At 64.6% G+C, this 25355-nt stretch carries 17 protein-coding genes; 4 read left to right on the top strand and 13 right to left on the bottom strand.

The genetic code is table 11. From position 1 onward, the window contains the following. The first annotated feature begins 10 nt into the window (after positions 1-10). Entirely contained in the window at positions 11-1240 is a 1230-nt protein-coding gene (locus GE073_RS03590) for an ATP-binding response regulator (protein WP_052333493.1), read from the top strand. A gap of 84 nt (positions 1241-1324) precedes the next feature. On the opposite strand, the gene GE073_RS03585 is transcribed toward GE073_RS03590, so the two are convergent. The 3 genes from GE073_RS03585 to GE073_RS03575 all read right to left on the bottom strand — a co-directional run bounded on the left by GE073_RS03585 (position 1325) and on the right by GE073_RS03575 (position 3191). Beyond that, a complete protein-coding gene (locus tag GE073_RS03585; protein ID WP_028600070.1) occupies positions 1325-1882 on the bottom strand; it encodes a cysteine hydrolase family protein in 558 nt (185 codons plus the stop codon). Between the two features lie 24 nt (positions 1883-1906). Next, positions 1907-2380 (bottom strand): GNAT family N-acetyltransferase, encoded by a 474-nt coding sequence (locus tag GE073_RS03580; RefSeq protein ID WP_028600069.1) that lies wholly within the window; start codon positions 2378-2380, stop codon positions 1907-1909. Positions 2381-2531: 151 nt separating this feature from the next. Further along, entirely contained in the window at positions 2532-3191 is a 660-nt protein-coding gene (locus GE073_RS03575; protein WP_153782776.1) for a FusB/FusC family EF-G-binding protein, read from the bottom strand. 257 nt (positions 3192-3448) lie between these two features. On the opposite strand from GE073_RS03575, the gene GE073_RS03570 reads away from it, so the two are divergent. Beyond that, the gene (locus GE073_RS03570) at positions 3449-3754 is read left to right on the top strand and encodes a hypothetical protein (protein ID WP_052333492.1); all 306 of its coding nucleotides are present in this window, start codon (positions 3449-3451) and stop codon (positions 3752-3754) included. Positions 3755-3893: 139 nt separating this feature from the next. Here GE073_RS03570 and GE073_RS03565 read toward each other — a convergent pair whose 3' ends face one another. From GE073_RS03565 to GE073_RS25740, 4 genes are all read right to left on the bottom strand, one after another. Then, positions 3894-5687: an ABC transporter ATP-binding protein gene (locus tag GE073_RS03565; RefSeq protein WP_228551798.1), complete on the bottom strand. Its 1794-nt coding sequence runs from the start codon at positions 5685-5687 to the stop codon at positions 3894-3896. Between the two features lie 55 nt (positions 5688-5742). Then, on the bottom strand, positions 5743-7515 hold the full coding sequence (locus GE073_RS03560; RefSeq protein WP_153782774.1) for an ABC transporter ATP-binding protein: 1773 nt from the start codon (positions 7513-7515) through the stop codon (positions 5743-5745). 304 nt (positions 7516-7819) lie between these two features. Further along, entirely contained in the window at positions 7820-8224 is a 405-nt protein-coding gene (locus tag GE073_RS03555) for a MarR family winged helix-turn-helix transcriptional regulator (RefSeq protein ID WP_028600065.1), read from the bottom strand. A 1206-nt stretch (positions 8225-9430) separates the two neighbouring features. Next, positions 9431-11722 (bottom strand): galactose-binding domain-containing protein, encoded by a 2292-nt coding sequence (locus GE073_RS25740; protein WP_153782773.1) that lies wholly within the window; start codon positions 11720-11722, stop codon positions 9431-9433. Positions 11723-11919: 197 nt separating this feature from the next. On the opposite strand from GE073_RS25740, the gene GE073_RS03545 reads away from it, so the two are divergent. Both GE073_RS03545 and GE073_RS03540 read left to right on the top strand, forming a co-directional pair. Then, positions 11920-13689 carry a sensor histidine kinase gene (locus GE073_RS03545; protein WP_153782772.1) on the top strand — a complete coding sequence of 590 codons (1770 nt, stop codon included), beginning with the start codon at positions 11920-11922 and terminating at the stop codon, positions 13687-13689. Continuing rightward, positions 13664-15283, top strand: coding sequence for a response regulator transcription factor (locus tag GE073_RS03540; RefSeq protein WP_028600062.1), 1620 nt, complete (start codon positions 13664-13666; stop codon positions 15281-15283). Before GE073_RS03545 ends, GE073_RS03540 begins: the two co-directional genes overlap by 26 nt. On the opposite strand, the gene GE073_RS03535 is transcribed toward GE073_RS03540, so the two are convergent. From GE073_RS03535 to GE073_RS03510, 6 genes are all read right to left on the bottom strand, one after another. Beyond that, the gene (locus GE073_RS03535) at positions 15284-16315 is read right to left on the bottom strand and encodes a glycoside hydrolase family protein (RefSeq protein WP_153782771.1); all 1032 of its coding nucleotides are present in this window, start codon (positions 16313-16315) and stop codon (positions 15284-15286) included. Between the two features lie 69 nt (positions 16316-16384). Continuing rightward, the gene (locus GE073_RS03530) at positions 16385-17266 is read right to left on the bottom strand and encodes a carbohydrate ABC transporter permease (protein ID WP_028600060.1); all 882 of its coding nucleotides are present in this window, start codon (positions 17264-17266) and stop codon (positions 16385-16387) included. A gap of 16 nt (positions 17267-17282) precedes the next feature. Beyond that, complete coding sequence (locus GE073_RS03525; RefSeq protein ID WP_028600059.1) at positions 17283-18182, bottom strand: ABC transporter permease; 900 nt, start codon at positions 18180-18182, stop codon at positions 17283-17285. A gap of 123 nt (positions 18183-18305) precedes the next feature. Continuing rightward, positions 18306-20003, bottom strand: a complete 1698-nt coding sequence (locus GE073_RS03520) for an extracellular solute-binding protein (RefSeq protein WP_153782770.1) — start codon at positions 20001-20003, stop codon at positions 18306-18308. Between the two features lie 118 nt (positions 20004-20121). Further along, positions 20122-24003, bottom strand: a complete 3882-nt coding sequence (locus GE073_RS03515) for an S-layer homology domain-containing protein (RefSeq protein ID WP_194843258.1) — start codon at positions 24001-24003, stop codon at positions 20122-20124. A 288-nt stretch (positions 24004-24291) separates the two neighbouring features. Beyond that, complete coding sequence (locus tag GE073_RS03510) at positions 24292-25314, bottom strand: S-layer homology domain-containing protein (RefSeq protein ID WP_153782768.1); 1023 nt, start codon at positions 25312-25314, stop codon at positions 24292-24294. Positions 25315-25355 lie beyond the last annotated feature (41 nt).

Raw genomic sequence — 25355 nt, 5'->3', positions numbered from 1 at the left:
CGGTGCCCCATTGCACAGGCAATCGGATATTCCCGTCAACATCCTGCTGGTCGACGACCGGCCGGACGAATACACCTCGATCGCGGCGCTTCTGCAGGACCGCCCTTACAAGCTGCTCGGCGCGACCTCCGGCATGCTCGCGCTCAAGGCGCTGCTGGAAAACGACATCGCCCTCATCCTGATGGACGTCCTCATGCCGGACATGAACGGCTTCGAGACCGCGCGCCGGATCAAGATGCGCAAGAAGTCGCAGGACATCCCGATCGTGTTCCTCACCTCGCTCACCTCGGAGCTGGAGGATTATATGAAGGCGTACTCCGCCGGCGCGATCGACTACATCACGAAGCCGCTTCATCCCGACATCCTGCTCAGCAAGATCGACGCCTTCGCCAGCTTTTATCTCGCGCGCAAGGAGCTGCAGCTCAAGAGCGACCAGCTGCTGCTGCGGACGCAGGAGCTGGAGGCGCGCAATCGCGAGATGACCGCGCTCAAGGAGCAGGCGGAGGCGGCGCTGCGGGTCAAATCGGGCTTCCTGGACATGATCAGCCATGAGATCCGCACGCCGCTCGGCGGCATCCTCTCGATGTCCGAGCTGATGCTCGAGGGCAATCTGCCGGAGGAGGAGCGGCATCATGCCGAGGTGATCCATAAAAGCGGCCAGGGCCTCATGACGATCGTGAACCAGATCCTCGACTATTCCCGGATGGAAAACGGCAAGATGGAGCTGCACCGCCAGCCGTTCGAGCTGGAGGTCGTGCTCGGCGATACGCTCGACCTGTTCCGTCCGATGGCCGAGGAGCGGGGGCTCAGCCTGGAATCGTACGTCGCCCCTTCCTTGCCGCGCACGCTGATCGGGGACGCCGGCCGTCTGAAGCAGGTGCTCTCCAACCTGATCGCCAACGCGATCCGCCACACCGAGGCGGGCGGCGTGAAGGTGTACGTCAACGAGCGCGGAGCGTCGGACGCATCGTTGCAGCTGGAGTTCGTCGTGGAGGACACGGGCATCGGCATCCCGCCGGACAAGATGGACCTGCTGTTCCAGCCGTTCATCCAGCTCGACGCCCCTTCGGCAAAGCGCGGCGGCACCGGCCTCGGCCTGTCCATCAGCAAGACGCTGGTCGAGCTGATGGGCGGCACGATCAGCGCCTCGTCGCAGGTCGGAGACGGCACGATGTTCATCTTCACGATCCTGGCCGCGCTTTCGCTGGACGGCGACAGCGCCGAGGAGAAGGCGGAATGAAACAAATGGAGCGCAGGATGTTATCCTGCGCTCCATTTGCATGAAAAAACATCGACTTCCCATCACGCGCCGGCATGCCGTCCGTCAGCGGTACTTGTCATGCGGCGGCTCGAACAGCGGGTCGTCCGCAGGGCGTGCCAGCGCGAACGGACCGTTGTTCGCATAGCCGTGCAGCGTCGCGTTATGATGGGCGATGATCTGCTCGGCCGGCAGGACAGGCGAGTCGCTCGTCGAATGGCCGTCGCGCACGAGCGTGACGTCGAACCCGTGCAGCGTGGCGGCGCGCACCGCCGTATCGATGCAGTACTGCGTCATGCAGCCGGCGATGACGCAGTGCGTCACGTCATGCTCGCGCAGATGCTCGAGCAGTCCGGTCTCGTGGAACGAGCTGACCGCCGTTTTGTCGAACAGGACGGCGTCCGGCGGAATCCGCAGCGCGGGATGGACGTCGAAGCCCTCTCCCTCTCCGCCGCCGATGGACTTGTCCCGCACGAAGACGATGCGGGCTCCCGCCCGCTCCGCCTGCTCGACCGCTTTGCCGATCGCGGCGAACAGCCGCTCCGGCTCGAAGATCGGAACCTCTCCTCCGTTTCCTTCTACCAGGTCCTTCTGCACGTCGATCACCAGCAGCGCTTGAGCCATTGTTCTTCCTCCTCGAAGTGGGGGTTATAGATCCCGGATATACCAGGCGTCGCAGGCGTAATGCTCCGATCCCGCAAGCGGCTCCCGCAGCGGCGCGAAGCCGTTCTTCTCGTAAAAGCGCTCCGCCGCCTTCATGCTCGTCAGCGTCTCCAGATAGCACTGCCGATAACGGCCCCGGGCGAAGCCGAGCGCCTCGGCGAGCAGCAGCCGGGCGGCGCCCGTACCGCGCGCGGACGGCCGCAGGTACATCTTTTGCAGCTCGCACACGTCGGCCGAGCCGGCGAATTCGGCGATGCCGCAGCCTCCCGCGACCTCGCCTTCGTCGTCCAGGGCGACCCAGTAGCCGCGCCCCGGCTCGCGGTAATACGCGTGCAGGTCATGCAGGCTGGCGTCCTCCCAGGCGAGGCCGGAGCGGTTGCCGCCGAACTCAATTAGGCTGGCGCGGATAATGCCGGCCATGCGTTCGTTGTCGCGCGGCTCCAGCAAGCGGATGTCCATGTTTCGAAAAAGCTCCTCTCTATGCTTCAGCTGCAGCATCGCGACTGCAGAGTCGCGACCTTTCTCGCCTGCTCCATCCTCATCGCTCTCCGCTCGCGGATGAAAAAGCACCTGGCCCCTGCACGAGGCCAGGTCCGAAGCCTGCGCGCGGTCAGCGCGCGGTCACGTCGCGGACGAACCGCTCCAGCGGACCGGCATCCTCGATCTGCCGGTTGCAGGCGGCGCTGTCCAGGCAGATGTAGTTGCCGATCGCCTTGTAGTAGTCCGGCGACGCCTTGACTGGCCGATGCTTGGCGATGGCGGTGAACAGGCCGACCTCGCTATGATGCCGGCAGGCGAAGCAGACGTTTTTGCCCCGGACGGAGCCCGTCACGCTGCCCTCGACGCCGACGCGGCTTCCGTCGATGTCGCAGACGAGGAACATGCGCCCGCTGCCGGCTTCCGTCCAGCCGAGATACGTCGTCCGCTCGAGCTCAAGCGCGCCCGGATCCGGGCCCTTGAGCTTCTTGGCCTTGGGGAACAGCCGGCGCAGCTCGCCCTCCGCGAGCGCCGGAAACGGAAGCCGGTACGCTTGCAGCGCTTGCAGCCCGAGGCGGAAATCATCCGCCGCATGCCAATCGGCGATCGGCTCCAGCAGGGCGCGCTGCCCGGCGTCCGCGTCCGGGAAAGCCTCGTACAGCGCCAGCTGCACGCCCTCGCGCACCGAGCGGAGCACCTTCGGGTCTGCCGCCGAGGCGCAGGCCTGCTGCAGCAGCCGCGCCTGATGCTGAATGATGTTGAAGTGATGGTTTCGGATAAATGGGGGGGTCATGATTAACGCTCCTTATGGTTAAGATGGTTGAATCTTCATAAGGTGCAAAGCCCCATTTTCGGAAACGATCGGCGGGCGATATCGTCTTCAGCCGGATATGCCCCATGCAAAGGATCGCCCCTCAATCAGGCTTTGCATGAGTCCGGCGTCTCCCGGCAACGTGATTTGCCATCCGTACCAATCCCCCTTTCCTCCAGTATAGGAGCCCGTTCGGACGGCGGCAACCTCGGCAGGGAGAAAGATCGGCTATCGAGGCGATGCGGGCGAGAGGCGGATTCCCCGATATCCGGGTCCGCCTGCCGGAGGAGCAGTTCCCTCCGCCGTCCAACTCGCGCAGCCGCGACGAGCTTCAGCAGGGGCTGGAGGAGCTGGCCGGGCGCATTCCTGCCGCTGGCGGAAGCGACGGCGACATCGGCGCCGCTCCCGGCGGGCGCATCGAGCACGGCTGGTTCGGCTGGCTGGACGCGCGCGAGTGGCTGGAGCTGGCGGGCATGCATTTCCGCCACCACCTGCGGCAGCAGAGGGAGCTGGAGCAGTTCCTTTCGAAGGAAGGCAGCCTCTGAGAGGCTCCGGCGCAGTCCGGTTGAAGGGACCGTGAGCGTCGAGCGATGCTCCCCCCTGCCCTGCAACAAAAACGCCGCCCAAGCTCGATGCCCCGGAAACGGGAATCGGGCTTGGGCGGCTGGTTTGCTTTCCGTCGGCTCAGGAAACCTGCTCGAACTGGCTGTTGTACAGCTCGGCGTAGAAGCCGCCGCGCGCCAGCAGCTCGTCATGCGTGCCGGTCTCGAGGATGTCGCCGTCCTTCATGACGAGGATGCGGTCGGCGTTTTTGATCGTGGACAGCCGGTGGGCGATGACGAACGACGTCTTGCCGGCGGAGAGCCGGTCCATCGCCCGCTGGATGAGCAGCTCGGTGCGCGTGTCGACGGAGCTCGTCGCCTCGTCGAGGATGAGCAGCGGCGCGTCGTCGATCATCGCCCGCGCGATCGTGAGCAGCTGCTTCTGTCCGGCCGACAGGCTGGCGCGGTCGCCCAGCACAGTGTCGTAGCCGTCCGGCAGCGTGCGGATGAAGTGGTCCAGGCCGACGGCGCGGCAAGCCTCCTCGATCTGCGCGTCGGTGACGTCCGGACGGGCGAAGGCGATGTTGTCGCGGATCGTGCCCTCGAACAGCCAGGTGTCCTGCAGCACCATGCTGAACAGGTCATGCACGTCCTCCCGCGTCATCCGGTCGATCGGCACGCCGTCGATGAGGATCTCGCCTCCGCTCAGCTCATAGAACCGCATGAGCAGGTTGACGAGCGTCGTCTTGCCGGCCCCGGTCGGGCCGACGATGGCGATCTTCTGCCCGGCCTCCGCCTTCATCGAGAAGTCCTTGATGACGTCCTTGTCGGCCGTGTAGCCGAAGCGCGCATGGCGGAACTCGACCTCGCCCTTGACCTGCGCCAGCTTCGTCGTCTTGGCGCTCTCGTCCGCCAGCTCCTCCTCCTCGAGGAACTCGAACACGCGCTCGCTCGCGGCGGCCGTCGCCTGCAGGTTCGTCGCCGCCTGGGCGATCTGGCCGAGCGGCTGCGTGAACAGCCGGATGTAGATCATGAAGGCGACGATCGTGCCGATGCTGATCGTATTCGAGGTGACGAGCATCGCGCCGACGACGCAGATCGCGACGTAGCCGAGGTTGCCGACGAAGCCCATGATCGGCATCATGAGGCCGGACATGAACTGCGATTTCCAGGCGCTGCCGTACAGCTTGCCGTTCAGATCGTGGAAGGCGGCCTTGGCCTCTTCCTCGGCGTTGTACGCCTTGACGACCGCGTGGCCGGAGTACGTCTCCTCGATATGGCCGTTCAGCCGCCCGAGCACCTCCTGCTGGGCGACGAACCAGCGCTGCGAATGCTTCATGATGACGCTCATGAGCGCGAAGCCGACGATCGTCGAGACGACGGCCGTGATGGCGAGGATCCAGTTCGTATAGACCATCATGACGAGCGCGCCGACGAACAGGGCGACGGACGAGACGAGCATGCCGAGGCTGTTGTTGAGCGTCTGCCCGATCATGTCGATGTCGTTCGTGACGCGGCTCAGTACGTTGCCGTAGCTCGTCGAGTCGAAGTAGCGCAGCGGCATGCGGTTGATCTTGGCGGAGATCTCGGTCCGCATCTTGTTCGTGATGCGCTGGGTGACCGTCGCCATGATGAAGCCCTGCGCGTAGTTGAAGATCAGGCCGGCGCCGTACAGCGCCGCGAGCAGCAGCACGATCCGGTTGATCGCGTCGATGTCGATCGTCCCGCGGATGCCCTCCTGGATCTTGTCGGTAATGTTGCGCAGCAGGTCCGGCCCGATGACGTTCAGCGCGGATCCGGCCAGCGCCAGCACGAGCGCCAGCGCGATGGCCGGCATGTACTTGCGGCAGTAGGCGGCCAGCTTGCGGAGCGTGGCGCGGAAGTCCTTCGCCTTGTCGCCGGGCATCATGCCTCCGCCCATCGGTCCGCCCCCCATGGGGCCGCCTCCGGGATGGCCCCGTCGAGGCGTTTTGCGGCTGTCTTCCGTCGTGTCAGGCTGATTCGATCGTGCCATGGGCGAGTTCCTCCTTGGATAGCTGGGAAAGGGCGATCTCCTGGTACGTCGGGCAGTCCTGCAGCAGCTCCTCATGCGTGCCGCTGCCGACGATGCGCCCGTCCTCGAGCACGAGGATGCGGTCGGCGTCCTTGATCGTGCCGATGCGCTGGGCGACGATGAGCGTCGTCGCGCCGCCGGTCTCCCGGCGCAGCGCGGCGCGCAGCTCGCGGTCGGTGCGGTAGTCGAGCGCCGAGAACGAGTCGTCGAACAGGTAGATGTCCGGCCGCCGGTAGACGGCGCGCGCGATCGACAGCCGCTGCTTCTGGCCGCCGGAGACGTTGTCCCCGCCCTGGGCGATGCGGCCCTCGTACTGCCCTTCCATGGACTCGACAAAATCGGTTCCTTGCGCGATCGCGACCGCCCGCCGGACGCCCTCCTCGGCTTCGCGCCCCGGCTCGGCGCTGCCGTAGGCGACGTTGGCGGCGACGGTGCCGCTGAACAGCACCGCCCGCTGGGAGACGTAGCCGAGCTTGGCGCGCAGCGCGTGCTGGCTGTAGCGGCGCACGTCGATGCCGTCGACGAGCACCTCGCCTGCGGCGACGTCATAGAAGCGCGGAACCAGGTTCAGCACGCTCGTCTTGCCGCTGCCGGTCGAGCCGATGATCGCCACCGTCTCGCCCTTGCGCGCCTTGAAGCTGATGTCCCGCAGCACCGGCTCCTCGGCGCCCGGATACTTGAAGCTGACGTTCCGGAACTCGATGCCGCCCTCGCCGCTGCCCTTCGTCTCGACGCCGTCCTTGATCGCGGCTTCCGTATTCAGCACCTCCAGAATCCGCTTGGCCGAGATGGCCGCGCGCGGCGCCATGATGAAGATCATGCTGACCATCATGAACGCCATCACGACCTGCATCGCATACGAGGTGAACACGACCATATTGGAAAAGATCCCGATGCGATCCGTGCCCGGCGCATCCTGGATCAGGTAAGCGCCGATCGCGTAGATCGAGACGCTGAGGCCGGACATGATGATCGTCATGCCGGGACCGATGATCGCCATCAGCCGGCTGGCGAACAGGTTCGTGCCGGTCAGCTCGCGGTTCGCCCGGTCGAACTTGGCCTCCTGGTACGCCGCCGCGTTGTAAGCGCGGATGACGCGCAGGCCGGTCAGGTTCTCGCGGGTGATGCGGTTCAGGTTGTCGGTCAGCCCCTGGATGATGCGGAACTTGGGGATCGCGAACACGATGATGACGCTCAGCATGACGATGAGCGCGACGACGGCGGCGCCGGTCGCCGCCGTCCACTCCCAGCTCTTTCCGGAAATTTTGGCGATCGCCCAGACCGCGAGGATCGGCGCCTTGAGCATCACCTGCAGCCCCATCGCCACGATCATCTGAACCTGCGTCACGTCATTGGTCGAACGGGTGATGAGGCTGGCCGTCGAGAAGCCGTTGATCTCCTGATGGGAGAACGACAGCGTCCGATCGAACACCATGCCGCGCAGCCGCATCGCCAGCCCCGCCGCCACCTTGGCGGCGAACCAGCCGACGATGACCGATGTCAGCACGCTGCCGACGGCGCACAGCAGCATGTAGGTGCCCGGCTCCATCAGATCGGCCGCGCGCGTGCCCTCCGTCTGGATGAGCGTCGTGATCTCGGCCATGTAATCCGGCAGCCGCAAGTCAAGCCACACCTGGACGATGATGAAGATCAGGCTGTACAGGACGAACCCCCACTCGCCCTTCGTCAGATACTTGAACAGCTTCAGCATCGAATTCCTTCCCTCCTATATTTCTTCTAGTATAAGATACATGTGCAAAAGAAACGCAGCGCCCGGATGGGGCTGCGGAACTGCCGCATTCATGGCGCCTGCCGGCGCTTGGGAGGCGCGCTTCCGAGGCAACGACGGGGCGCCTGCTGGCGCTTGGGAGGCGCGTTCGACGCTTCGGCGGGGCGCTCTGCCGGCGCTTGGGAAATGCGTTCGACGCTTCGGCTGGGGCGCCTGCCGGCGCTTCCTGAGGCAACGACGGGGCGCTCTGCTGGCGCTCCCCGAGAGCCGCCGCGCCGAATGGCGCTCACGGCATCAGCAGCTTGACGAGCCGCACGAACTCGCGTGCGTCCCGCTCGCTCAGCCGGCTAAGCATCTGCTCGGTCTGGGCGATATGCTCGGCCCTGCGGTCGATCAGAAACTTTTTGCCGGCATCGGTGTAGTAGACGAGCACGCGGCGCCGGTCCTCGGAATCGGTGCAGCGCAGGATCATCCCCTTTTTCTCCAGCGTCTTGAGCGCCGAGGCGATCCGGCCCGTGCTGACGGACAGGGATTCGCTCAGCTCTCCGGCGGATGCGCCGTTTTTGCGCAGGAGCAAGTAGAGCAGGATGCCCATCTCCCCTCGCGAGAACTGTCCCGACTCCTCGAAGGCGGGCTTGCTCGCGCGAGCTACATGCTCGAACATTTCTTCGGCCAGCTGCTTGTAATCCACGACGGTTCACCTGCTTAAATAGCTTATACTGTAAGATAATAAGCGGGCAGAGGTACGCTGTCAATCGGTCGCGGGTCGGAGGGGGGGGATGCGGCGCTGGAATGCGGTGCACGTGTCGAGCCCATGCAGAGCAGCGGCGAGCCGCACAGCGTTCTGGAATGCAGAGCAAGCGGCGAGCCGCTCAGCGTGCTGAAATGCAGAACAAGCGGCGAGCCGCTCAGCGTGCTGGAATGCAGAGCAGCGGCGAGCCGCAGGACGACTGGAACCTGCACCCGCTTCGCGGTACGGAGACTCGTTCCGATCTCCCTGGAGCCCAGATTCCTTTGATTCCCTGTTCCGAAACGGAAGGAATCCGGCCTCCAAGGGAACCGCTGCCGCTTCTCCACGAGCCCCCGTCCGCTTCGCTCTCCAGGTTCAATCCTACTCCAAACCACTCCCCTTACGGAACGTATCGGTCCTACCGTGAAAGACCCTGCGCTCGCGACGGCAGTCCCGCCTCCATCCCGGGGGCGCTTAACCCGCTCGGTTGCGGAAAAAGCGGGCTTGCCCAGACGGTTCTCCGCTCCCTTTCGGCGCAGCCGTGAAAGAATCCGCGCTCGTCGCTCGCTGTTCAATGCCCGGTCTACGGGCTGCAACCCGAAAGAATCGGGTTGCAGACGCTCCCAAGCCCCGGTCTACGAGCTGGAACCCGAAATAATCGGGTTGCAGACGTTCCCAAGCCCGGTCTGCGAGCTGTAACCCGAAATAATCGGGTTGCAGACGTTCCCAAGCCCGGTCTGCGAGCTGCAACCCGAAATAATCGGGTTGCAGACGTTCCCAAGCCCGGTCTACGAGCTGGAACCCGAAATTATCGGGTTGCAGACATTCCCAAGCCCGGTCTACGAGCTGGAACCCGAAATAATCGGGTTACAGACGCTCCCAAGCCCGGTTCCCGAGCTGTAACCCGAAATAATCGGGTTGCAGCTGTTCTAATGCCCGGCTTGCGAGCTGCAAGCAAACCCATGGACGGCGGAAAAAGAAAAGAGACGATGGAGCGGGAAGCATGTGTCGGGAATGGCCAATTCCAACGGCTCCTCGATCTAGAATCAAATGGAACCGAGCACGAGCAGCCGCTCCAGTCTCCCTCGCCCTGGCAGCCTCGGGTTCGTCATGCAAAAAAAGCGCCGCGGGAAAAGCCCGGGCGCTCCTGAACAAGCATGTCGGCCGCTACTGGAAGACGCGGACGTAGTCGACGAACATGTCGATCTGGTTGCCGTAGCGGTCCAGCTCGACCGGCCAGCCGCCGCCGAGGGCAAGGTTCAGCATGAAGTACATCGGCGTCTTGGCCTGCTCGAACGTAGCATGCCGCCACACCTCGACGTTGTCGATGTAGTAGATCGTGTCAGTTGGCGTAATCTTCGTCCCATAGACATGCCAGACGGACGCGTTGTCGCCGAAGGCGAACGAATTGCTCGTGCATACCGTCTCGTGGATTTCCGGCGATCCGCTCCACCAATGCTGCGAGCGGCAGGAGCCGGCCGGGTTGTGGCCGTAGGCCTCGATCGTGTCGATCTCCGCCGTCGACGGCACGTTCTGCGAGATGCTGTTTTGCGACATGAGCCAGAACGCCGGCCATGCGCCTTTGCCCGCCGGCATCAGGATGCGGGCCTCGAAGTAGCCGTACTGCGCGGCGACGCCGGTGCCGTCCGTGCGGACGGACGACAGCAAGCCGCCGAAGTGCGTCCGGTTCCAGCCCATCGGATCGACATAGCCGGCCGGCGTTTTGGTCGAGCGGATGCGCAGGTACTGGCCGCCCAGGATCGAGAACGGATTATGCGGACCGTTCGGATCGGCGAAGATCGCCTCCCCGAACTCCGAGCCGCCCGGGCTGTCCGGCTTGGCGGCGGCGTATGTCGCGCCGGCTCCGGTGCGGGAGGCCGAGAGCGGGCCGGTGAAGTCGTCCGCGAACAGCACGCTCATGCCGGACGCCTGCGGCGGCGCGGAAGGCAGCCCCTGCTTCCAGACGACTCCCCCTTCATTGTACAGCTGCACATAACAGTTGTCGGAACGGGTGAAGTTCGGATTGCCCTCGGGGCTGTCCCAAGCGCTCAGGATGACCGTGACGGGACCGTGCGGGAACGAGTTCGCGGGAAAGACGATCTCGCCGTAGCCGCTGGCATCGGGCGTCGTGCGGGCGAACCAGCTGTCGTACCCGTTGGCCCCCGGGTTGGCCGTGTCCGGCTGATGCCAGGAGCGCGCCCATACGTTCTGCATGCCTGGCGCATAGAACTTGATCGTCACTGTACCGTTGATGGAGGCTCCGTACGAAGGCGAGACGACGCTGACCTGGTAATTCGGATAAGCGCCAGGAGTCGGCGTGGCGGTCGGCGTCGGCGTCGGCGTTGGCGTGACGGTCGGCGTCGGCGTCGGCGTGACGGTCGGTGTTGGCGTCGGCGTGGCGGTCGGCGTTGGCGTCGGCGTCGGCGTCGAGCCGCCTCCCGTGCCGGCGTAGACGATTTCCGTCGCGCCGGACTTGGCGCCGGAGGCGTGGGTGAATACGACGCGGAATTTAGAGGAGACGATCGCGCTGAAGCTGACCGTGTTCAGCTGGCCGCCTGCCGGCTGGGCCGGAGACTTGGACTGGCCGGGCACGCTCGCCCAGGCCGAGCCGCTCCAATATTGAACGTCATAGCTGGCCGGCGCCTGCACCCCGGCGCCGTCCGAGTACAGGTACAGCTTCGCCTGGCTGACGGTCGCCGCGCTGCCGAAGGCGGTCTCCACCCAGTCCGAAGCGTTGGGCGATCCGTAGGCGGTCCAGCGGTTGCGCGGGTTGTCGGTGTAGGAGATGATGCCGTCCTTCACCTGCGAGACCGCATCCATGCCGTACGTGTAGGAAGCCGAGGCCGTGCCGCCGGCGATCGGCGCCGGCGTCGGACCGGTGGTCGGTGTCGCGGTCGGCGTTGGCGTGACGGTCGGCGTCGCGGAAGGCGTCGCGGAAGGCGTCGACGATAGGCCGTAGGCGATCTCGCTCGCGGCGCTCTTTGCTCCGGAGGCGTGCGTGAATACGACGCGGAACTTGGACGCCGATACCGCCGTGAACGTCGCCGTGTTCAGCTGGTTCGCCGCCGGCTGGGCGGGGGACTTGGCTTGGCCGGGCGCGCTTGCCCAGGCCGTGCCGGTCCAGTACTGGACGTCGTAGCTCGCCGGAGCCTTGATGCCCGATCCGTCTCCGTACAGATGCAGGTCCACCTTGGATCGGCTCTGCGCGCTGCCGAAGTCGGTCTGCACCCAGTCCGAGGCGTTCGGCGACTCGTAGGCCGACCAGCGGTTGCGAGGCGAGTCCGTGTAGGAGACGATGCCGTCCTTGACTTGCGCGACGCTGTCCATCGAGAACGTATACGACGCCGACACGGCCGCTCCGCTGTCTGTCGCCGACGCGGGAGCCGGCGGCGCGCCGGCTCCCGCCAGCAGCGCGACGAGCAGTCCATAACTCCACACCTTTCGCTTCTTGCTTCTCATCAAGCTGAATCATCCTCTCTCTGAACCGAAGTTGGCCTGGCTCACCCATTCTAGACCGGAAGCGTTTCCATTCCATCTGCAGCTGTCAACCTTCCGCTCTGCCCTCCTTGACTTGTTCGTTCCGATGCGTAGGAGCGGCGGGCTATCCGGGCTATAATGAAAAAAAAGACGCCCCCAAGCGGGAGGAGCCTGACGGCATGAGAACGTTCCTGAGCCGATTGACCATCTACCCGAAGCTGGTGCTGAGCTTCCTGCTGCTGCTCGTCCCGCTCGTCGCCATCAGCCTGCTCATGAACGCGCAGAGCGAAAGGCTCGTGCGCGACGAGATCATCCGCTCGACGCAGGCCAAGGCCGCTTCCTACATGCGCGTGCTGGAGTACGATTTCGGTCCGCTCATCACGCTCCAGCAGCAGTATGCCTTCGACGACGAGATTCGGGCGCTCGCCTACTCCTCGATCATCATGTCGGACCAGCAGTACACGGAGTCGATCCAGAACGTGCAGAAAAAGCTGACGACGCTCAAGTTCATGAGCTCGTACGTCTCCGACGCGTTTGTGCTGTTTCCCGGACTCGACCGCAAAGTATCGGCGGACAGCTACGGATCGGTCGATCCGGAGCAGGCGGCGGCGCTCAACCAGGTCATCAATCCCTATGAGGCGCCCTTCCTCGTCGATCGCGGCCGCCTCTGGCTGAGCAGCCCGTATCCAAGCTCGCCGCCGGTCGGCAAGGGCTTCACGATCGGCATGGAGCTGTCCGGAGCGTCGATCCGGCGCCTGCTGTCGGGCTTCGAGCTGACCGGAGAAGGAGCCGCCATGCTGACGAACGCGCAGATGAGCTGGCAAGAGAGCTACGGCCCGCTGCCGGACGACGCCACGGGATTCCGCGAGGAGCTTGCCTCCCGCATGGAGGCCGGCAGCAAAAGCGGCCTGTTCCTGCTGCGCGGCGGCGATGGGCGCAAGTATGCCTTCTACGAGACCTCCTCCCGGCTCGGGCTGACGCTCGTGCTGTTCCTCGACGAGCGGAGCTTCCTCGGACCGATCCAACGCTTCGGCAACTGGACGCTGCTGCTGGCCGCCGCCTCGACGCTGCTCGCCCTGCTGTTCGCGTACGGCTTGTACCGGATCATCCACAGCCCGCTGCGAGAGCTGGTCCGCGCCTTCAAGAGCCTGGAGAAGGGCGATCTCTCGTTCAAGCTCCGCTACCGGTCCCGCGACGAGTTCAACTACTTGTACCTGCAGTACAACCGGACCGTCTCGCGCCTGCAGGAGCTGATCGACGAGGCGTACGTGCAGCAGTATCAGGTCAAGGCAGCCGAGCTGAAGCAGCTGCAGTCGCAGATCAATCCGCATTTCCTGTACAACTGCCTGTTCAACCTGTACCGCCTCGCCAAGCTGCAGGAGCATGACAAGGTAGCCGCCTTCACCAAGCATCTGGGCGACTACTTCCGCTATGTGACCAAAAACGCCGACAAGGTGCCGCTGCGGCAGGAAATGATGTTCGTGAACGCCTACGCCGCCATCCAGACGATCCGCTTCGAGGAGCATATCCGCGTCGAGCTGGACCCGATCCCGCCGGGATGGGAGGAGCTCGCCGTGCCGAAGCTGCTGCTGCAGCCGCTCGTGGAGAACGCCTATCACCACGGCCTGGAGGACCGCTCCGGGCAAGGACTTGTCCGGTTGTCGTTCCGCGAGGAGGACGGCCGGCTGCTCGTCCATGTGGACGACAACGGCGAAGCGCTCGACGAGGAGCGGCTGGACGCGATCCGCAAGCTGCTGGGCGATCCGGGCTTCCCGTCGGACAGCGAAGGACTGCGCAACGTCCAGCTGCGGCTGCGGCTGCACTTCGGCGAAGGCGCGCGCCTGACAGCCGACCGCAGCCCGCTCGGCGGCCTGTCGCTGACTCTCGTCCTGCCTGCCGAACAACAAAGGAGGAGCATCCAAGATGAAGCTGCTGATCGTGGACAATGAGCCGAATATCGTCCGGGGAATCCGGCATCTGATGGAGACCGAGGCGCCTTGGCCGCTGGAGGCGCTCACGGCGACATCCGCCGCCGAGGCGCTGGAGCAGCTGGAGCGGCATCCGATCGACGTCGCGCTGCTCGACATCCGCATGCCCGGCATGAGCGGCCTCGAGCTGCAGGCGGTCATGCGCGAGAGATGGCCGGCCTGCAAGGTCGTCTTTCTCTCGGGGTATGACGACTTCTCCTACATCCAGAAGGCTATGCGCGGCGGCAGCGTCGACTACGTGCTGAAAATGGACGGCGACGAGGCGATCCTGGAGGCGGTCGGCAAGGCGATCGGAGAGCTCGCCGAGTCCGAACGGATGAGCCGGCTGCTGGAGCAGGCCCGCGCGGCGATGGAGCAGTCGCTGTCGGCGCTGCGGCGCGACTACGCGCGGCAGCTGCTGGCCGGCACGGCCCCCGTCCGGCAGGAGCGCTTCGACGAGCTGCGGCTCGGGCTCGACGCGTCGCGCCCCGTCCTGCCGCTGCTCGCCCGCATCGACGAATGGGGCGCGGTCCGCTCCGACGCCGACAAGGCGCTGCTATGCTATGCGCTCGACAATATCATGCAGGAGCTGCTGGCCGGCAGCCGCATCGTCTGCTTCCTGGAGGAGGATGGCCTGGTCGGCCTGGCGCAGCCGGAGCCGGACGCCGCGCCAGACGGCTGGGCGAAGCGTCTGCACGATCAGCTCGAGCAGGTGCAGGAAGCGAGCCGCACGTACCTCAAGCTGCCGGTCTCGCTCGTCGCCGCCGAAAAGGCCGTGCCCTGGCAAGGCTTGCCGGCGAAGCAGGCCGAGCTGCGGCGCATCCTTTTTTACGGCTACGGCCAGCGCAAGGAAATGCTGCTCACCGACCGCGTGCTGCTCAACCATGCCCCGGCAGGAGCCGGGCAGCCGAGCGAAGCGCTCGTCGAGGCGCAGAACCGGCTCAAGCAGGTGCTGGACGCCGATCCGGCGCTGGACATGAAGCTGCTGGACGACTTCGATCGGCTCGCCGCCCTCTCGCGCCAGCTCGGCGGGCGGCATCCGTTCCTTTACGAGATGTACAACGGCATCACCTACATGCTGCTGTCGACCGCCAACCGCTCCGCGCGCGGCGACGAGTCCGAGCCGGCGTCCTGGACGGCGCGCCTGTCCTCGCTGGACGCCCATCCGACCTGGGAGCATGCCCTCGATGCGCTGCGCTCCGCGCTCGAGAGCCTGCTGGAGAGCCGTCGGCGCGAAAGCGAGGCCGGCACCCATCAGGTCATCGGCCGGCTGACCGGATTCATCGAAAGCCATCTCGACGAGGACCTGTCGCTGAACCGTCTCGCCGATCTCGTCTACCTCAACCCGACCTACCTGTCCCGGCTGTTCAAGCAGCAGGCCGGCGTCGGGCTGTCCGAGCATATCGCGAGCCTGCGGCTCGCCCGCTCCTGCGATCTGCTGAAATATTCGCGCATGAAAATACAGGATGTCGCAGCGAAAGTCGGGTTCGACTCGGCGACATCCTTCGGACGGTTTTTCAAACGGGAAATGAATGCGACTCCCCAGGAATACCGGGATCGGGAAGGCGGCGGCTGATCAGAGCGGCCGGCTCGTCGCGACGGCGATGCTCCGCAGCTCGCCCCCCGCTCCGCTCCACGCTGGATCTCCGGGACGGGCGGGGCGGCAGGCGCAGTAAAAGTGGTACAGCGTCCCCTCCCAGCGGACGACGAACGACTTGTGCGCATGCGTCTGGTCGATCTCGCCCGGCGCTCCATGCGGCAGCGAAGGCTCGGGCAGGATGCGCCACGACTCCAGGTCGCGGGAGAGCGCGAGCAGCCCTTGCGCATGCTCGCCGTCGAAGCCGAACCCGAAATTGACCCACCAGCCGCTCGGCTTGTCGAAGCGGATGCACGGATCGCTGACATATCGGCTGTAGAACGTTCCTTCGCTGACGGCAAGCAGAGGATTGGCCGGATGCCGCTGCCAGACGCGCAGGTCGTCCGACCAGGCGAGCCCGGTCTGCTCGATCCACGGCCAGTCGGGCTTCTCCTTGGCGTTGTAGAACATCCAGTAGCGCCCCTCATGCTCCAGCAGGCAGCATTTGTACAGTCCGCCGCGCTCCCACTCCCCGCCATCGCCGAACGTCATCACCGGCTCGGGAAGACGATGCCACTCCAGCAGCTCCTCGTCCTCGCACCAGGCCAGCCCCATCGCCGCTCCCCCCTCCTCATAGCCGAAGTCCGGGTAGGCGTGATAGATCATCCAGTAGCGTCCGTCGACCTTCTTGAGCCGGGGCGTCTCGTCCAGATCGCTGCTCTCCAGCAGCATCCACGAGCCCGCCGCTCCGACATGGTCCCAGCGGGAGTCGTCCGTCCCCCGTCCGAGAATGACGCCGAGCCGCGTCCAGGCCAGCAGATCGTCGCTCGCGGCGAGCGCCGTCTGGTAGCCGCGCCCGTCGAAGCCGATATGCATCATGTAGAATCGATCCCGATGGCGGAAGACGAACGGGCAGTCGACCGCCTCGGAGTCATAGCGCCCGGGCTCGCCCGACGGCAGCAGGACCGGCTCGGGACGGCGATGCGGAGCGTGCAGGCGGGCCAGGTCCGGCAATGGATGGACGTCCGGCATTAGATCGACGTCCGACTCAGGGTGAACGTCTGACTTTGGGTGAGCGTCTGACATAAGGCAGTCTCCTCTCTATTCCTTGACGCTGCCGACGACGATGCCTTTGATGAAAAAGCGCTGCAGGAACGGATAGACGCAGATGATCGGCAGCGCCGCCAGGAAAATCTGCGCGCCCTTGAGCGTGCGGTCGGATACGGCGGCAAGCGTCGCGGCGTCCGACATCGTGACGAGCGTCAGGTCGCGGTTGATGACGACTGTCTGCAGATAGCTCTGCAGCGGATACTCGCTCGGGGAGTTCATCAGGATGAGGCCGTCGAACCAGGAATTCCAGTGGCCGACCATCGAGAACAGGATAAGCGTGGCGATCGCCGGCATCGACAGCGGCACATAGATGCTCCACAGGATGCGCCAGTGGCCCGCGCCGTCGACAAAGGCCGCCTCCTCCAGCTCCCGCGGCAGGCCGCGGTAGAAATTGAGCAGCAGCACGGCGTTGAACACGTTGACCGCGCCGGGCAGCACGAGCGCCCAGATCGAGCCGAGCAGGCCGAGCTTCTGGATGATCAGGTACCACGGGATGAGACCGCCGCCGACGAGGATCGTGACGACAAAAAACCAGACGTAGACGGTGCGGCCCTTGAAGGCGGCCGGCTCCTTGGACAGCGGATAGGCGAGCGTGATCGTCAGCAGCATGTTGATGGCGGTGCCGAGCAGCAGCCGCTCGACGCTGATGAGGAGCGCCCGCAGAAACTCGGGCTTGTTCAGCACGAATTCGTACGACTGCAGCGTGAAGTCGACCGGCCAGAGCGTGACGAGTCCGGCGCCGGCGGCGGAGCTGGAGCTGAGCGAGACGGCGAGCACGTTGACGAGCGGGAACAGGCAGAGCAGCGCGAGCAGCAGCAGGAAGCCGGCGTTGAAGGCGTTGAAGACGCGCCCTGCGCGGGTGAGATGATTCATGGCGACTCGCTCCTTTCTAGAAAATCCGATAGTTCGCCAGCCGGTACGCGAGGTAGTAGGACACCGAGATGAGGATGACCGACACGATCGACTTCATCAGTCCGACGGCGGTCGCGAGGCTGTACTGGGCCTGCTCGAGGCCGATCCGGTACACGAGCGTGTCGATGATGTCGCCGGTCTCGTAGACGACCGGGCTGTACAGGTTGAAGATCTGGTCGAAGCCGGCGTTCAGCACGTTGCCCAGGCTGAGCGTCGCCAGCAGCACGATGACGGGGATCATGCCGGGCAGCGTGATGTGCAGCGTCTGCTTCCAGCGGTTCGCGCCGTCGATGACGGCTGCCTCGTAGAGCGCGGGATTGATGCCGGCGAGCGCCGCGAGATAAACGATCGTGCTGAAGCCGAATTCCTTCCACACGTCCGATACGACCACGACCGCCGGGAACCAGCGCGCATCGCCGAGGAAAAAGACCGGCTCGATGCCGAACGCGCCGAGCAGCTGGTTGATGATGCCCTGCGACGGAGAGAGGATGTCGATCAGGATGCCGCCCAGAATGATCCAGGACAGAAAATGCGGCAGGTAGATCATCGTCTGGATCCAGCGCTTGAACAGCTGCAGCCGCAGCTCGTTGAGCAGCAGCGAGACGACGATCGGCACGGCCAGGCCGGCGACGATCTTCATGCAGGCGATGACGAGCGTATTGCGCACGACCGTGCCGATCTCCGGCAGCTGGAGCATGTAGCGAAAGTTGTCCAGCCCGTTGAACGGGGAGTCCAAGATGCCTTTGATGATCGAGAATTTCTGGAAGGCGATGACGAGCCCTCCGATCGGACCGTAGCTGAAGATCAGCACGAGCACGAGCGACGGTAAGACCATGAGATGAAGAGGCAGCTGGCGTCTCGCCTTGGCGCTGAACATGGGAATGCCCTCCTTTTGAAAAAAAAGCGGCGGCCAAGAGACCGCCATCCGCAGCCAAACCGCAGGAAAGGGATCGGAAGCAGCTCCGATCCCCCCGATTCGTCCGTCCGAGTCCGGAGGAACTCAGCCGTTTTTAGTGGCGTACCAGTCGTTCACTTCCTTGGTGATCTGCTCGCCGCCGAGCTTGCTCCAGTCGGTGACGAACTTGTCGAACGTATCGAGCGAGGCGCCGAGAATGATCTTGGTGAACGTCTCGAGCACGAGCTTGTCGAGGATGGCCTGCTTCTCGCTCATCGTCGGCGTCTGAGCGCCGAAGAACTCGCTTTTCATCAGGTTGCCGGCATCGACGTAGTTTTTGCCGATGACATCCCACGAGCCGCCGACGCCGAATACTTTGTTCGTGCCCCAGTTCGCCTTGTCGCCGTCCTGGAACTTCTTGATTTTGTCATAGTAGTCCTTGCCCTCCGGATTAAGCGCCGCAGGATCGCCGGACTCGAGCGCGGCGACAACCTGCTTGTGGATGGCGAGCAGCCCCTCCGGGGTGCCGAAGCCGTTGGACATGAGCGCGTATTTGAAGAACTCCACGCCGTCCTTGCTGTGGAACGTCGCCGGCTCGGCGTTTTCGCTGACGATCTTTTCGTTGTACAGGTTGAACAGCTTGATGATCGCCTCGGGATGCTCCGCGCCTTTGCGGACGACCCAGAAGGAGTTGAAGTCGGCCTTGGACTGGGCTTTGGCCGGCTCGCTGTCCGCGGACAGCACCGGGTAGGCGCCCCACTCGGCGTTCGGGTCCTTGGTCACGCTGTCCTGCAGCGGCCAGAGCGGATTCCACATCGCGCCGTAGCTCATGCCGACCTTGCCCGCCGCTTGCAGCTCGGCCGACTTGCCGCCGTCCTTGACGGCGAACTCCTTGTCGATCATGCCGGCCTTGTACAGCTCCTGCAGCTTGCCGAGCGCGGTTTTCATCTCCGGCTGGACGCTGCCGTAGACGAGCTTGCCGGAGTCGTCCTTGATCCAGATGTTGGCGTAGGCGTGATAGCCGTTCATGAGGCCGGTGAAGTCCGGGTAGCCGCCGAACAGATCCTTGGAGCCGGCCAGCGCGTACGTGTCCTTCTTGCCGTTGCCGTCCGGATCCTGGTTCGTGAAGGCGTCGGCGATCGCCATGAAGTCGTCCATCGTTTTCGGCTCCGGCAGGTTCAGCTTCTTCAGCCAGTCCGTGCGCACCCACAGCAGCGGAGCTCCGCCGAGATAATCCTCGGCCGGCGGAATCGCGAGCAGCTTGCCGTCATAGGAGGCGGCCGCCTTGGCGTTCGTGCCGCGCTCGACCATCTCCTTGGTGAGCGGCGAGCCGTAGGTCTCCAGCAGCGGCGTCAGATCCTCCAGCATGTCGGCCTCGGCCAGCTGCTGGAATTGCTTGGAGTCGACCATGAACAGATCCGGCAGCTCGCCGGAGGTGATCGACAGGTTCATCTTCTGGCTGTACTGGTCGCCGCTGACGACCCATTGGTTTTTGACCTGGATGCCCAGCTCGCTCTCGTAGGCGCGGTACCAGACGTTGTCGTCGATCGAGTCGCCTCCGTTGAACTTGAAGCTCGAGTCGGTGTAGCGGACCGTCGTCAGCTCGATCGGCGGATCGTACTTGGCGTTCGGATCGACCGGAGCAGCCGACGGCTGGGCGGACGGCGACGCTGTCCCTTCCGGCGAGCCTGCGGCTCCATTCGCCGCGTTGCCGCCGCTTCCTCCGTTGCTGCTGCAGGCGCTCGTAATGGCGAGCAGCAGGACGAGCGATAGCGCTGCGCTTCGTTGACGGATCTTTTTCATCTGCGTTGCCTCCCCTTATGTCATGCTTGTCGCTGCCTTGCGTTTCTTCCATGAGTCCATCATAAGGGATGCGGCATCCCGGTAAAATCGTCGTCTGTTTACTTTCCCTCTACCGCTATCAACTATGTCCCAGCTGTTCAAGAGCTCCGTACAGCAGGCGGACTGCTTCGGCTCGTGTCGCCTTTTCTTCCGGACGCAGCTTCCCGCCGCTGCCCTGGACGATGCCCATGCCAAGAAGCGACTGCATCGCTTCCTGCGCATAGCCCGACATCCGGCCGCTATCGGCAAAAGCGTTCAACGCGTCAGCAGAGCCAGGCTGCAAGCGGATGCCATGCGCCTGCATGGCGCGATAAAGCAGCGTCATCATTTCCTCCCTCGTCACCGAGGCTGCCGGGCGGAACGACACTCCATCGCCTGCCGCTATGCCGAGCTTGCGCGCGGCGGAAAGGGCAGCCGCATAATAAGCGGCGGCATCCACATCCTTGAAGCCGGCGTCGGAGGAATCCGGCTGCCACTCGAACAGGCGGGAGAGCATAAGGATAAAATCGGCCCGCTTCATCTCCGAGGCAGGCCCGAAGCGGCTGGCGCCGGTGCCGGCGATGATGCCGCGCGCGGCGAGCGCATCCAGCGGCTTCTGCGCCCAGCCCAGATGCCCCGTATCCGTGAAGGCGGCCGGCGCGAAATCAGGAACGAACGAGCCTGACGATCCGACCGTGAAGCTCAGGATGCCCCGCTCCGCATCGAATCGGCTGTTCGGGATCGGCAGCAGGCGGCCGCCCTCCAGCACGCGCTTCGCGACGAGCGCCTGTGGACGAAGCTTCTGCTCGGCCGACGCCGGGAAGGACGCTTCAAGCGTCAGCCCGGACGCTCCTGAGGCGACGGCGAACGGATTGCCTCCGGATTCAAGCCGCAGCTGCAGCGTAGGCCCGATGTTCAGCGTCAGCCTGAGGCCGCCGCTCGCGCCGAGGCTGCCCGGGACTGAGATCATGCCGCCGGGCAGCAGGATGCTTGTCGTGAAGCCGGCGCGGGAGCCGTCGACGAGCGCCGCAGGCAGCTCCAGCGAATAGGAATCGGACGTCGCGGCTTGCTGCGCATCGAGGACGAGGCTGCGAAGGCCGTCCGACTGCTTCAACAGCTGCGCCCAGGCTTCAGGCGCAAGTCCAGCCGTCCATGCTCCGTCCTTGACCGAACCGGACAACGGCAGACGCAGCGTGCCGTTCTCCACGGACGGCGTCGGCGTCGGGCTTGCGCCGGCGCTCGGCGTCGGCGTCAGGCTTGCGCTGGCGCTCGGCGTCGGCGTCGGACTTGCGCTGGCGCTCGGCGTCGGCGTCGGGCTTGCGCTGGCGCTCGGCGTCGGCGTCGGGCTTGCGCCGGCGCTCGGCGTCGGCGTCGCCTCGCCCTTTTTCGGCTCGAATACCCGCACATAGTCGACATACATGTCGAGCTGGTCGCCGTACTGCGCCAGGTCGATCGGCCAGCCTCCGCCGAGAGCCAGGTTCAACATGAAATAAAGCGGCGTATTCGCCTGCTCGAACGTGTCATGCCTCCACACTTCTATGTTGTCGATATAATAGATGACTTCCGACTTCGTCACCTTCGCGCCGTACAGATGCCAGGTCGAGGCGCTGTCGCCGAAGGAAAAGCTGTTCGGCAGGCAGCTCGTGCCGTGAGTCTCGGGCTGGCCGGCCCACCAATGCTTCGCTTGGCATACCCCCTGCGGATTATGGCCGTAGCCTTCGACGATGTCGATCTCCGCCGTAGACGGGCGGCCGCTTGCCCCGGTACTGTCCTGGGACATGAGCCAGAACGCGGGCCATGCGCCTTTGCCGGCCGGCATCTGGATGCGGGCCTCGAAGTAGCCGTTCGTCGCCGCAAAGCCCGAGCCGTCAACTCTCACGGAGGACAACAAGCCGCTCACGTGCTCGCGGTGCCAGCCTTGCGGATCGGCGTAGTCCGCCGGAGCCTTGCTTGCGCGGATGCGCAGGAAGTTTTCGCCGAGCACAGCGAACGGATTGACGCTGCCCGCCGGATCAGCAAAGATCGCCTCGCCGAACTCGGAGCCGTTCGGCCAATCCGGCTTGATGGCTGCATATTTCGCTCCCTCGCCGGTTCTGGATACGGACAGCGGGCCGTTGAAGTCATCCTCGAACACGACGTCCATGCCTTCCGCCTGCGGCGGCGCAGCATCCGGAATTCCATTGTTCCAAACGACGCCGCCTTCGTTGTACAGCTGCACATAGCTGCGGGCCGACTTGACGAAATCGGGATCGCCGGGCGCGGAATCCCAGGCCTGCAGGACGATCGTCAGCGGACCGTGCGGCAGCTTGTCCGCATCGATCGACAAGGCAGCCTCGTCGGCCTCGTTCGGAACGGCCTGGCCGATCAGGGCGCTGTAGCCGCTCGGGTCTTCATGATCGGCATCCGGCTGATGCCAGACACGGGCCTCGATATTTTTCATGCCGGGCGCCTTGAAGGCGAGTTCGAACTCGCCCTGGACGGAAGAGCCGATAGCCGGAGCTAAAATCTCCAGCTCAGGATCGCGTTCCACCGGAGGCGGATTGTCCGGCATCGGCTCCTTTCGCGTATCGACGAGCTTCAGCTCGGTCATGCCGCTGCGGGCTGCGCCAGCATGCGTCAGGACGATGCGAAAACGGTCCGACATGACCGGATCGAAGCGCACCAGATTGAGCGTGTCCGCTGTAGGCGACGCCGGCTCGCGGATTTGATTCGGCGCCGGCTGCCAGGCCGATCCGTCCCAATATTCCAGCTCGTAGGCTTGCGGAACGACCACTCCGCCGCCGTCATCGAAGAAGTAGAGTCCGGCCGCATCTTTGGAAAACACGCTCCCATAGTGGATCTGAACCCAGTCCTGGGCGTTCGGAGAGCCATAGGAGGTCCAGCGGTTGCGCGGGAAGTCGGTATACGAGACGATGTCGTCGTTGAGCTGCGCGATAGCGTCCCCTCCGTTCGTGTAAGAGGCGCTGGCGACGCCGCTATCCGGTTCGGCCGGCAGGGACTGTTCAAAGGAGTCGACGTACTGGATCTCGGTCATCCCCGCTTTGGCGGCTCCATAGACGAGAACGACGCGGAACTTCTGCGCCGTCACCGGCTTGAAGCGGACCGTATTGAGCGTATTGCCCGCCGGCTCGGCCGGTGTCTTGACCTGCTCCTCGGCGCTGACCCATGCTCCCTGCGAATCCTGGTACTGGATGTCGTAGGAGGCCGGCGCTTGGACCCCGCCGCCGTCGGCATACAGGAACAATCCGGCCGCATCCTTGCGAACCGGCACGCCGAAGTTCGACTGCACCCAGTCGGAGGCGTTCGGCGACTCGTAGGAGGTCCACCGGTTGGCCGGCTTTGCTCCATAAGAGACAATGCCGTCGTTCACGTGGCTGACCTGGTCGAGCCGGAACGTATACGAGGCCGACACGATGCCGAGCGGTGCAAGCTCCGCGCCGGGCAGCGCCTCTGTGGACGAGTCGAACAGCTGGATTTCCGTAGCGCCGCTCTTGCTCCCCGAATGCGTGAACACGATGCGGAACTTCGAGGCTTGGACGGGATCGAATCGAAGGAGGTTCAGCTCGTTGCCGGCCGGCTCGGCCGGCTGCGCGGACAGGCCGGCTACGCTGTTCCACTCCGTCCCGTCCCACGCCTGCACATCGAGCGCCTGAGGCGGAGTAACGCCGCCTCCGTCCGAGAACAGATAGACGGCCGCGGCATCGCGCGTCGTCCCGCCTCCGAAGTCGAACTCGATCCAATCCGATGAATTCGGGGATTCGTACGAGGTCCAGCGGTTTTTCGGGGCATCATTGTAGGAAACGATGCCATCGGCGACATGCGCCAGGTTGTCCCCGTGATACGTGTAGGAGGCGGATAGCGCCGGCTCCGGCAGCTCCTCTCCAGGCGACTCGGCAGATGCCGGCGCCGGGACGAATCCGAACAGCATCGCCAAGCTCAGCGCCAGTGCCGTTCCTTTGATCCACGGTGCTCTTTTTTTCATGATCTGCATTCCCTCCGTCTCTTCATGGCTGCATCGCGCTGCTGGCTATGGACAGCCAGGCTTGCGCTTGCCCGCAGCGCGATAGCTCAACGATAAGGGAGGACGGTCGCCGGGGAAATCGTCCGATGCCGACATCGAGTCTGCATTTGTTTACCGATCGAATCTCGATTGATTTCCGGATGATTTTCAGACACTAAAAAACGCATCTCCCGGATGATTCATTGGAGCAGCCGTCATGGCTTGCCAATGTCCATCCAAGAGATGCGTCTCCACCTACATTCTCAGCCCTTAGCCCATCATCGCCAGCATCCGGTGCAGCAGCACGGCCAGCTCGGCCCGCGTCGTCGAGGCTTGCGGCATGAGCCGGTCGCGGCTCCCCTTCACGATTCCGGAGGAGACGAGACGAGCGGCCGGCTCGATCGCATAGGCGGACAAGGCGTCCCGGTCCGAAAATGCCGCCAGCGCCGCTTGCGCATCGGACTCGGCGAGCGGCCGGCCGATCGTCGCCAGCGCGCGGTCCAGCATCGTCATCAGCTCCTGCCGCGTCACCGGGGACTCCGGCCGAAACCGGCCATCCGCGTCGCCGTTCAGGATGCCGGCCGCGCGCAAGCTTCCGATGGCCGAAGCATAATACTTGCCCGGAGTTACGTCAGGAAACGCTTCTGCCGCAGCGCCGCCCTCGATGCCGAAGGCGCGCACGGCCATCAAGGCCAGATCCCCGCGCTTGACCGGCTTGCCCGGCTCGAACAGGCCTTGGCCCGTTCCGTTGACGATGCCGAGCTTCGACAGCTCCGAGATTGCTTCTGCCGCCCAGCTCCACTTCGCGTCGACGTCGCGGAACGATGCGGCCGTCGAGGCGACCGGGATGGAGACGGCCGCCGATACGGAGACCGTTTCCATCTTCAGCGCCGAGTCGACCGTCTTCAAGCTCGCGAGGGAGATGCGCGCTGTGCCTGTGCCGACCGGCTCAAAGAGCAGCGTCGCCAGCTCGGTCGAGCCTTTTTTTCCGGCGACAGGCCCGATCATCGTATGCGCGAAGCGGACCGTCCCTTCGCTTTCGATCGGAGCGGTCGACATGCCCGGCATGGCGCTGGCCGCTTTTTTGAACCGAAGCCTTGCCGTATCATAGGACAGCGTCGCGTCGAAGGCATAGAGATCGGTCAAATTCTCGCCTCGCAGCACGACTTGAATGTCTCCGGAGGGAGAAACGGAAGCCTTCAGCGAGTAGGCCGGAGAAGCCGCCGCATAGGACGGCCGCGCTCCGAGCAGCAGGACGAACGACAAGACAAGCAGCATAGCTAGACGCGGCATCGTTGCATTCCTCCTATTTTGGTCTTGTCATCCGTAGGTGA

It is taken from the genome of Paenibacillus sp. B01 (assembly GCF_009649995.1).
GTDB classification, from domain to species: domain Bacteria; phylum Bacillota; class Bacilli; order Paenibacillales; family Paenibacillaceae; genus Paenibacillus_O; species Paenibacillus_O pasadenensis.
Note: the sequence above shows the minus strand (reverse complement) of the source record. Positions and strands in the feature narration are given on the sequence as shown.